The 8,949-nt window shown below is 68.8% G+C and carries 10 protein-coding genes; all 10 read left to right on the top strand.

The genetic code is table 11. The features are described from left to right. Positions 1-90: 90 nt before the first annotated feature. The 10 genes from ABEA43_RS67220 (at position 91) to ABEA43_RS67175 (ending at position 8,800) form a co-directional block, all read left to right on the top strand. On the top strand, positions 91-1,269 hold the full coding sequence (locus tag ABEA43_RS67220) for a tyrosine-type recombinase/integrase (protein ID WP_345581278.1): 1,179 nt from the start codon (positions 91-93) through the stop codon (positions 1,267-1,269). Further along, complete coding sequence (locus ABEA43_RS67215; RefSeq protein ID WP_345581275.1) at positions 1,266-3,794, top strand: tyrosine-type recombinase/integrase; 2,529 nt, start codon at positions 1,266-1,268, stop codon at positions 3,792-3,794. Before ABEA43_RS67220 ends, ABEA43_RS67215 begins: the two co-directional genes overlap by 4 nt. Continuing rightward, positions 3,791-4,369: a DUF6262 family protein gene (locus ABEA43_RS67210; protein ID WP_345581272.1), complete on the top strand. Its 579-nt coding sequence runs from the start codon at positions 3,791-3,793 to the stop codon at positions 4,367-4,369. Before ABEA43_RS67215 ends, ABEA43_RS67210 begins: the two co-directional genes overlap by 4 nt. A gap of 120 nt (positions 4,370-4,489) precedes the next feature. Then, complete coding sequence (locus tag ABEA43_RS67205; RefSeq protein WP_345581269.1) at positions 4,490-5,332, top strand: hypothetical protein; 843 nt, start codon at positions 4,490-4,492, stop codon at positions 5,330-5,332. Further along, entirely contained in the window at positions 5,329-6,282 is a 954-nt protein-coding gene (locus ABEA43_RS67200; RefSeq protein ID WP_345581266.1) for a hypothetical protein, read from the top strand. The genes ABEA43_RS67205 and ABEA43_RS67200 overlap by 4 nt, the downstream gene beginning before the upstream one ends. Positions 6,283-6,299: 17 nt before the next feature. Continuing rightward, complete coding sequence (locus tag ABEA43_RS67195) at positions 6,300-6,830, top strand: hypothetical protein (RefSeq protein ID WP_345581263.1); 531 nt, start codon at positions 6,300-6,302, stop codon at positions 6,828-6,830. Positions 6,831-6,905: 75 nt separating this feature from the next. Next, the gene (locus ABEA43_RS67190; RefSeq protein WP_345581260.1) at positions 6,906-7,163 is read left to right on the top strand and encodes a hypothetical protein; all 258 of its coding nucleotides are present in this window, start codon (positions 6,906-6,908) and stop codon (positions 7,161-7,163) included. Positions 7,164-7,240: 77 nt separating this feature from the next. Next, positions 7,241-7,723, top strand: a complete 483-nt coding sequence (locus ABEA43_RS67185) for an ArsR/SmtB family transcription factor (protein ID WP_345581257.1) — start codon at positions 7,241-7,243, stop codon at positions 7,721-7,723. Continuing rightward, positions 7,720-8,412 carry a hypothetical protein gene (locus ABEA43_RS67180; RefSeq protein ID WP_345581254.1) on the top strand — a complete coding sequence of 231 codons (693 nt, stop codon included), beginning with the start codon at positions 7,720-7,722 and terminating at the stop codon, positions 8,410-8,412. Before ABEA43_RS67185 ends, ABEA43_RS67180 begins: the two co-directional genes overlap by 4 nt. Next, on the top strand, positions 8,324-8,800 hold the full coding sequence (locus ABEA43_RS67175) for a GNAT family N-acetyltransferase (RefSeq protein ID WP_345581251.1): 477 nt from the start codon (positions 8,324-8,326) through the stop codon (positions 8,798-8,800). The genes ABEA43_RS67180 and ABEA43_RS67175 overlap by 89 nt, the downstream gene beginning before the upstream one ends. The last annotated feature ends 149 nt before the right edge of the window (positions 8,801-8,949 follow it).

The following is an 8,949-nucleotide window of genomic DNA, read 5'->3' as shown; positions in this document are numbered from 1 at the left end:
CGTTATCTTCGGTGACTCTCAGTCGTGCATCAAGTACTTCAAGTAGTGTGAGCGGCTACTTGACGCACAGTATCTGGGGGTCCGTACGGCATGTTGGGCAGGTCAGGTGCGGCCGAGCGGCACTACCGGGCTGAACGAGCGGTGGCCCCCGATGAATCGGTGTCGTGGGTGGTGGTCGACGAGGACCTCGAGTTGCATGTCGAAGCGTGCGCGTACCTGGCGGGGCTGCGCGCGGCGGATCGGGCGTTCAACACGGAGAAGACCTACGCGGGCCGGATCGCCTTGTACTTGTCGTACTGCACGGGGTACGGCGTGGACTGGTCGAGCCCGAGCCTGCCGCAGCTGATGGCGATGATGCGCTGGCTGGTGGAGGAGCCGATGCCGTCGCGATCACGCAAGCCGGGCGCTGCGGTGCGGTATCGCAGCGAGGGCACCGCGAACGCGATCATGGGGACCGTCGGGGAGTTCCTGTCGTGGTGCAGCCTGCAGGGCTGGGTGCCGCCGACGGTGGTCAACACGCTGACTCAGCCGAAGTTCCTGCGCTACCTGCCGGCGGGGTTCGACCCGGGCGAGGACGGCCAGCACCGCACGATCATGGCCCGCACGATCAAGTACAGGGTCGCGATCCCGGGCTATGAGTGGCTGATGGATGAGGAGATCGACGTGCTGCTCGGCCTGGCCAGGCACGAGCGCGACAGATTCCTCATCCAGCTTCTTTCGCAGACGGCCATGCGGATTGGCGAAGCGCTCGGGCTCCGCCGACAGGACATGCACCTGCTGCCCGATTCTCGGGTGCTGAACTGCCGGCACGAGGGGCCGCACGTCCACGTCCGGCGGCGCCTCAACGCCAACGGGGCGTTCGCCAAGGCCCGGCAGCCCCGGGCGATCCCGGTGGACGAGGTCACGATCGAGCTTTATGCGCACTACCAGTTCGAGCGGGCCGAGATCGTCGGGGATATCGGGGACGCCGGGGACATGGTGTTCGTGAACCTGTTCCACGCGCCGGTGGGTAAGGCCATGTCGTACGGGACGGCCTATGAGCTGTTCTGCCGCCTGGCCAAACAGGCCGGATTCCGGGCCCGACCGCACATGCTCCGCCATTCGTCGATCACCAGGCTCCGGCGGGCCGGGGTGGATCGCCGGGTCGTGCAGGAGATCGCCGGCCACGTCTCGGTGACCTCGCAGGACCCGTACTCCCATGTCACCGACTCCGACAAGCGCGAGGCCGTGGAGATGGTGGCCGCCAAGAGACGGCAGGCCCGTTCGTGAGCGGGCCGGGCAACGTGCTCGCCTTCCCCGCGCCGGACGACGAGCCGGCCGGGCGCGGGGCGGTCCTGGGAGTGCTGGCACCGGCGCAGGCCGAGATCTGGACCGCGTGGCTGTCGGCGAACACGCCGTCGCCCTGGCGGGTTGGGGAGTGGGATGCGGCCACGTGGCTGTTCACCGGCGATGTCGACAACCGCTCCACGGTGGCCTACCGCTGCACGGTGGCGGCCTGCGATCGGATCTCGCGCACGCAGGCCCTGTGTGACCTGTGTGAGAAGGCGTTCCGGAAGTCGGAGCTGGCGCTGGAGGAGTTTCGGGACGGCTTCGTCCCGGACCGCAACCGGGTGATCGACGGCGGGGCCAGGCCCTGCATCGTGGCGGGCTGCGCGCGGGACGGGGCGGTGTGGGGGTTGTGCGCCGCGCACGGGTCGCTACGGCACAAGGACATGATGCGCAAGCGCCTGGGCGCCGAGGAGCTGGAGGCGTGGGTCGCCGCCGCGGCCCCCTACGACCCGCTCCCGGCGTGTCTGGTCGGCGGCTGCGGGCGTGACTGGCGGCCGGGCTCGGGGATCTGCGACCTGCACACCCGGCGGCTGAAGGCGGACGGCCTGGAGGTGGCGGACGCGGCCTGGCTGGATCGCCAAGCGCCGTTCCTGATCGTCAACCAGTTCTCCCTGGCGCCGCTGGAGCCGGTGGCGCGCGCGGAGCTGCTGTTCGCGCTGGCCGCCCGGGATTCGCGGGGGCAGCGGCTGGACCCGACTGCGGTCCGGCAGTCGGTCGCGGTGCTGGCCGGCCACCGCATCGCCGCGATCGCGGCGGTCGCTCTGGGGGCGCTGCCGAGCCGGGCCACGGCGAACGTCGATGCGCTGTTGCGGGAGACGTTTCGGGTGGTGGCTGCGGCCTTCGACCGGTTCCGCGGCGTGGATCCGGCCACGCGGCCGATCTTGGACCTGGTCGACCTCGGGGCCCGGAGCAGGCACGGCAGGCCTACGGCGCGGCCCGGCGATCTGGACATCTCGATGATTCGGCAGGTCTGGCTGCGGGAGATCCTGGTGGCCTGGATCAGCGAGGCCAAGCCCACGACCAGCGAGGTCCGCCGGGCACACCGGGCGGTGCAGACCGCCGCCCGGGCGCTGGATGCGCGCACCGGCGGCGGGCTGGACCCGGCGAGGCTGGGGTTCGCCGATATGACGGCGGTCGTCGCGGGCTTTGAGAACCTCCTGCGGGCCGATGGCCAGGAGATGAGCCAGAAGAACAAAGCCAGCCTGCTGTCGATGTGGTTCAAGGTGCTGGACTGGGGCCGGCTCACCGAGCGGCTGGACGGCATGGCCGCCGGGTTCGCCCGGCACTCCAGCCACGTCATCAAGCAGGTCCAGGTCAACGAGGACGAGATCGGCAGGGCGATCCCGGAGTCGGTGATCGCCCAGTTGGACGCGCACACCGACCTGCTGGGCGCGGGCATCACCCATGGGCGGCTCTCGCCCGCGCAGGTCCACGCGATGTCGGTGGCGGTTTATGAGCTGCTGCGCGACACCGGCCGTCGCCCCGCTGAGATCGCACAGCTGGAGGTCGATTGCCTGGAGCGGGACGGGGAGGATTGGCAGCTGCGCTGGGACAACAGCAAGGGGCTGCGCAACCGGCGCCGGTTGCCGATCCCATCGGAGACGGTGTCCACCATCCACACCTGGCAGGCCGTCCGCGCCACGATCGCGTTGCCGTCCGGTTCGGAGGGGTTTCTGTTCCCGCCGGCAGGTGAGTTCGGGGAGGTCCGGCATCTGATCTCTGAGCAGATCTCACCGATCATCAGGGCCTTCGCTGATGCGGTTCCGCAGCTGCTGGCCGAGGAGTTCGGCCCGGACGGGCGGCCGTTGCCGTTCGACCGATCGCTGATCTTCCCCTACGCATTCCGCCATTCTTACGCCCAACGACATGCCGACGCCGGGGTGCCGATCGATGTGCTCCGCGACCTTATGGATCACCGATCGACGCAGACCACGTCCGGGTATTACACCGTCTCCCTCAAGCGGAAGCGGGAAGCGGTGGCGATAGCCGGCCGTCACGGTTTCGATCGCGCCGGGCGGGCTCGGCCGACCCGTTCGGGCACCGCCTATGAGGCGCAGTCGGTGGCGGTGCCCTACGGCCGCTGCACCGAGCCCGCCAACGTCAGAGCCGGAGGAGGCGCCTGCGCCATCCGCTTCCAGTGCGCCGCCTGCCAGTTCTTCCGCGCCGACCCGACCTATCTGCCGGAGATGGAGCAGCACGTCATGCAGTTGCGGGCCGATCGGGAGCGGGCGATCGCGATGGACGTCGACGAGTACGTGATCGCAAACTTCGAAGCCAACATCGAGGCGATGGGCAGGATCGTCGGCATCGCCCGGGACAAACTGGAAGGGCTGCCCGAGGAGGAACGGGCCGAACTGCTCGCGGCCACCGAGGCGTTGCGCATCGTCCGGGCCCAGCAGGCCGGCGGCATCACCGACCTGGGCATGCCCGGCTTCCCCAGACGTCGCGGGCGGGAAAGCGCGTGAGCCCGAGGTCACCGGGCGCCGGGCGCACCCCCGGCGACGTGCTGCGCGAGGTTCGCCGCAAGGACAGCCAGGTCAAACGCGGCAAGGTGCTGGCCACGCTGGAGGAGTTGAAGGCCTGCGGGGAGCCGATCACGTTCCGGGCTGTCGCCGCGGCGGCCCGGGTGTCGATCTCACTGGTCTACTCCCCGGGCGTCCGCGAGCACATCGAGACCGCGATCGCCGGGCAGGCCAGAGCAGCCCGGCGCGCCACCGCGACCGGGACCAGCGCCTCGGCCGCGTCCCTGGCCTGCGACCTGGAGCTGGCCCGCGCGCAGATCAAGCAGCTGCGGGCGGAGCGAGACAAGCTCAAGGCCGCCGTCCAGCGCAGTCTGGGGACGGCGCTGGCGAGTGTCGGCAGCCGGGAACTGACGGAGCGGATCGACGAGCTGCTGGCCCAGGTCGAACGCCTGGCAGGCGAGCGGGACGCCGCGCTGGCGGAGAACACGCGGCTGAAGGCCACGCTGACCGAGACCGAAGACAACCTGACCGCCGCCCGGACGGCGTTGAAAGACCTGATGAAGGAGGTCAACCGTTGATCGCTGACCCCGCGCCGTTCCCGGGCCTGGCCGTCTGGGCAGGCAATCGTCAAACAGAAGCGTATCTATCTGATTACACTGCGTGCTCATCAACTTGCCCGGTTCGCTGAGGGGTCCCGCATGAGCTTCACAGAACACGACGTTCACGAGTGCCGCCGCCTGATGAGTGCCTGCCGCGTCAGCCAGCTGGCGATCGGCGACATGCTGACGGCCGCGTGGGCCGACGGCGATGCCCTCGGACAGTTCTGCGAGCGGGTCGGATTGTCGGTGACCACGGCCAAGCAGTGGCGAGCCACGGCGAAAGCCGTCACGCCGGACCTGCGCATGCTGCTGGAGACCTCCGGCGTCTTCGTCTCCTACTCCGTCTTGCGCGAGGGGACACGCATGATCGGCGGTCAGAGCGTCGACCCCGGCTACGTCAAGCTCCGGCGCTTGATCGACGATGCGAAGGCGGCAGGCGTCGACCGGGTCAACCACGCCACCTACCAGACGGTCTTGGGCACGGCGCCCCCGCTGGCCATCGTCATGGATCCGCAGGCACGAGAAGCTGAGGAGGTCGTCGACTACGTCAGCGATATGGACAACAGCCCCAACCGCGACCTGCTCGTCTCGGCGCTGCTCGCCGACGATGCCGTGACGCGCGCCGAGCTGGAGGCCGAGTTCGACAAGCAGCGGGCGGAGCGAGAAGAACAGAACGGCCAGCAGCCGCCGAAGCAGCCTACGGGCAAGCTCGATCCCAGCGCCGCGCTGGTCGCAGATCTGCTCGCCCTGGCCGCGCAGTCCGCACGGATCTTCAAACGCCTTCCCAAGACAGTGCAGCTGGATCTCGCGCAGCGGGCCAACGCCTCTGTCGCCTTGGACGACCTGGACGTCTTCACCAAGAGGGTCCGTCAGATCGCCGCGATTCGCCCGGTCAGCGTCCCGGCGCAGCGGCGGCCGCAGCGCGAGAAGGCGACAGCATGAACCCCGGCCCGCCCGAGGAGGCTCTCGACGACGGCGAGGAAGCCCTGCAAGCCGACATCGACGAGTTCGTCACCCTGGATCGCAAAGGCCCTTGGAGGCTTGCCCTGCTGGTCGCCAGGCGAGTCACGCCCGGCGAGGGCAACGGCGTGAGAATCGACTACCAGCGCCGGAGCGGCCTGAACGTCTTCCGGCGCATCAGCGCCGGAGAGTTCGCCCGCCGGGCCAGGACTGCACCCAGGCGCGTCATAGCCCTGTTGGATGCGTGGAATCGGCTCGCCGCCGACGGCGTCGTCCCGCCCGCCGCCGCCCTATGCCCGGACACGAACATCGAGTCTCCTGATACCGGGGAGTATCCCTTTTATGGCAAGAACGGCTACTACCGCAGTTGGGAGGCCACGGGTCTGTCGACCGAGCGGCGTGATGCGGTCGAGAAAGAAGCGGAAAAGAGCGGGACCCGGCCTTCGGCCATCACCTATGTCATGACACATCCCACTGCAGTGAAGACTGCTCTGCTGGCCGATGAGGCGACCCGCAGGACGGCGCGGGAGGCCCTGGAGGAGTTCGACGCCCGCCAGGCCGCCGCGGATGCTGAAGACCGCGCCGCGGCCGCCGAGGTCACCGGCGAGCGGCAGCGCGAATACGACGACGTCATCCGCGCCGAACGCGACGCCTATGCCGCACAAGCCCGCGAAGCCAGCCAGGGATCGCAGGCCGAGGCGTCCATGGACGTCTTCAACGCCATGGCCGAGATCCGCATGGCCGCCTCACGGGCGCTGGCGCTGCTGAGCAAGCAGCAGATCAGCTTCACCACGGACCGCGCCGAGGCCATCGCCGAACTCTGCGACGGCGCCGAGGCGGCGATCGCCGCCGTTCGTGACATGGCCACCGGCGCTGCTCTGGACGACGCCGCGCTCGCGTCTTTCATGGATGAGAACGGCAAATTCCTGTGAGCCGACGCCGTGACGCGATGGGCTGGACCCGCGCCGAGACCGACGTCGCCGAAGTGATGATCTGGCTGCGCAGCAACCACGGCCGCGAGGTCAGCTACGCCGACATCGCCGCCGGCGTCGGCATCAAAGACGGCGCCCGCCTGCGGCGGGCCGTCAAAGTCGCCCGCGTGATCGCGGCCAACCGGGGCGATCGCCTGGAAAGATTCCTGCCATCGCAAAGCCCCGCCCGGCGCCGGGTCTTCGTCACCCGCTACATGCGCCAGGGCCTGGGCGATGAGTTCGGCGCCCGCGACGCCATGTCCGCCGCCCGCACCGCGATGACCGCAATGAAAGACATGCACCGCGCCACCACCTTCGAGGCCGGCAACGACAAGTCCATCGCGCGCCAGGAGTTCGGCACGATGGCCCAGGCCGCCGACGAGTGCATCACCAAGGTCGCCGGCATCGACACGGTCGGCCCGCAGGCGGTCCGGCGCGAGGACACCGGCCTGCTCGCTCAGATGATCGCCGACCTCGAAGCCCGGCTCACCGAGCCGGCGACAGGCTGACCAGGGGCCGTCATCGCGTCACGGCAGCCCGTTCCCGGACACGCGCAGACCCTCGACCGGCCAAGGAGCCCCGTCATGACCCCGCTCGAACGCACCCTCACCAAAGCCCTCACCGAGGTCGTCATCAGGCTTGATCACAGCGACGACGACGCCATCACGCCCGAGGCCACGATGCAGGTGATCGAGCCGGTGGCCGTCCTTCTGCAGGAGTTGTCGGAGCAGGACCGGCAAGCCCTCGCCGACCTGATCAACAAGATCGCATGGGAGGAAACCGACCCTGAGCGGCATCTGACCGCCTGGGAGGCGCCCGAAACCCTGGGTCTGTTGGCCTGAAAGGGGGGCGCTGCTCGAGGTTCGCCTCGCAACGCGCCCCTTGCCAATACATACCAATATCGGACTATCATCGTCATATGGCGATTGATTCTGAAGGTGGTCGGTGCGTCAGCACCGACATCGCCGCCGGCATCTCCCCGGCGGCGGCGCTGTTCCACTCCCTGGCCGATGAGACCCGGCTGCGCATCGTGGCCCGGCTGGCCCGCGGCGAGGCCCGCGTGGTGGACCTGACCGCCGAACTCGGGCTGGCCCAGTCCACGGTCTCCAAGCACTTGGCCTGCCTGCGCGACTGCGACCTGGTCGACTACCGCGCCGAAGGCCGCCAGTCCTTCTACTCCTTGACCCGGCCCGAGCTGATGGACCTGCTCGCCTCCGCCGAACACCTGCTGGCCGCCACCGGCCACGCCGTGGTGCTCTGCCCCATCCACGGCACCCAGCACGGCACCACTCACGGCGCGGCGGACGCGCACAGCGCGCTGCAGGCCGAGCTCGACCACGATCTCGCCCAGCTCGACGCGCCGACCGGCGAGACGAACACGACGGGACAGGCGACGTCATGACCACGCTGAACCTGCCCGCCCCGGACCGGCGGGCATTACTGCAGCGCCGCATCCGGCTGCTGGTCGCGGCGACCATCACCTACAACGTGATCGAAGCCGCGGTCGCCATCACCGCCGGCACCATCGCCTCTTCCGCGGCGTTGATCGGCTTCGGCCTTGACTCCGTCGTCGAGGTCGCCTCCGCCGCCGCGGTCGCCTGGCAATTCTCCGCCGCCGACCACGAGAAGCGGGAACGGGCCGCGCTGCGGGTCATCGCGCTCTCGTTCTTCGCGCTGGCCGCCTACGTCACCTTCGACGCCGTCCGCGCCCTGCTCGGCGCCGGCGCGGCCGAACACTCCACCCCCGGCCTGATCCTTGCCGCCCTGTCGCTGGTCATCATGCCGTTCCTGTCGGCCGCGCAGCGCAAAGCAGCAACGGCTCCAGGACCACCCACTGCGCGGCGGTCAAATCACCACGACCCACACCAAGATCATCCCAGATGGATCACTCGGGCGATCCACTACTCACAACAGGCCCTAACGTTGGTCCATGTCCGAAATGCCATCACGGGTCGAACTGCGCCCGCTCACCCTCTCCGACCAGGACGAGTTCTGCTCGCTCGTGCAGGCCAGCACCGAGCTGCACCTGCCATGGATGCAGCTGCCCGCAACCGCGGAGGAGTTCCAGGTCTGGATGCGCCGCTTCGATGACGGCACCAACCTGGGCTTTCTGATCCGTGTCCGGGAGACCGGCGCAGCCGCCGGCACGGTCAACATCAACTCGATCATCCGGGGCCGCTACCAGGGCGCGTCCCTCGGCTATGCGGCCTTCACCCCGTCCGCAGGGCAGGGTTACATGACCGACGGGCTCACCGTCACCCTGCAGCACGCCTTCACCGACCTGCGGCTCCACCGGTTGGAGGCCAACATTCAGCCAGCGAACAAGCCATCCCTGGCCCTGGCCCAGCGCCTGGGCTTCCGTTACGAAGGGCTGTCGCCCGCCTACCTCTACATCGACGGGGCCTGGCGCGACCATGAACGCTGGTCCATCACCGCACCGAACCCCTGGAAACCCGATCCCTCCCTTCCAAAGGTATGAGCCATACGGCGCCGCTTATGAAACACGTCCTAGTTCGCTTGACACCCTAGATAACGATCGGCCCCGGCTGCGTTCGGTCAACTTGGCCTACGTGAAAGAAAAGATCATCGTCCTCTGACCTGCTGGAAGGGTCCTCCAACCCTAGATAA

It is taken from the genome of Nonomuraea rosea (genome assembly GCF_039539705.1).
Taxonomy (GTDB): Bacteria; Actinomycetota; Actinomycetes; order Streptosporangiales; family Streptosporangiaceae; genus Nonomuraea; species Nonomuraea rosea.
Note: the sequence above shows the minus strand (reverse complement) of the source record. Positions and strands in the feature narration are given on the sequence as shown.

Coding starts and splice junctions, on each gene's coding strand:
- ABEA43_RS67220 (WP_345581278.1), top strand. CDS start 91: ATGTTGGGCAGGTCAGGTGCGGCCGAGCGGCACTACCGGGCTGAACGA.
- ABEA43_RS67205 (WP_345581269.1), top strand. CDS start 4,490: ATGAGCTTCACAGAACACGACGTTCACGAGTGCCGCCGCCTGATGAGT.
- ABEA43_RS67200 (WP_345581266.1), top strand. CDS start 5,329: ATGAACCCCGGCCCGCCCGAGGAGGCTCTCGACGACGGCGAGGAAGCC.
- ABEA43_RS67195 (WP_345581263.1), top strand. CDS start 6,300: ATGGGCTGGACCCGCGCCGAGACCGACGTCGCCGAAGTGATGATCTGG.
- ABEA43_RS67190 (WP_345581260.1), top strand. CDS start 6,906: ATGACCCCGCTCGAACGCACCCTCACCAAAGCCCTCACCGAGGTCGTC.
- ABEA43_RS67185 (WP_345581257.1), top strand. CDS start 7,241: ATGGCGATTGATTCTGAAGGTGGTCGGTGCGTCAGCACCGACATCGCC.
- ABEA43_RS67180 (WP_345581254.1), top strand. CDS start 7,720: ATGACCACGCTGAACCTGCCCGCCCCGGACCGGCGGGCATTACTGCAG.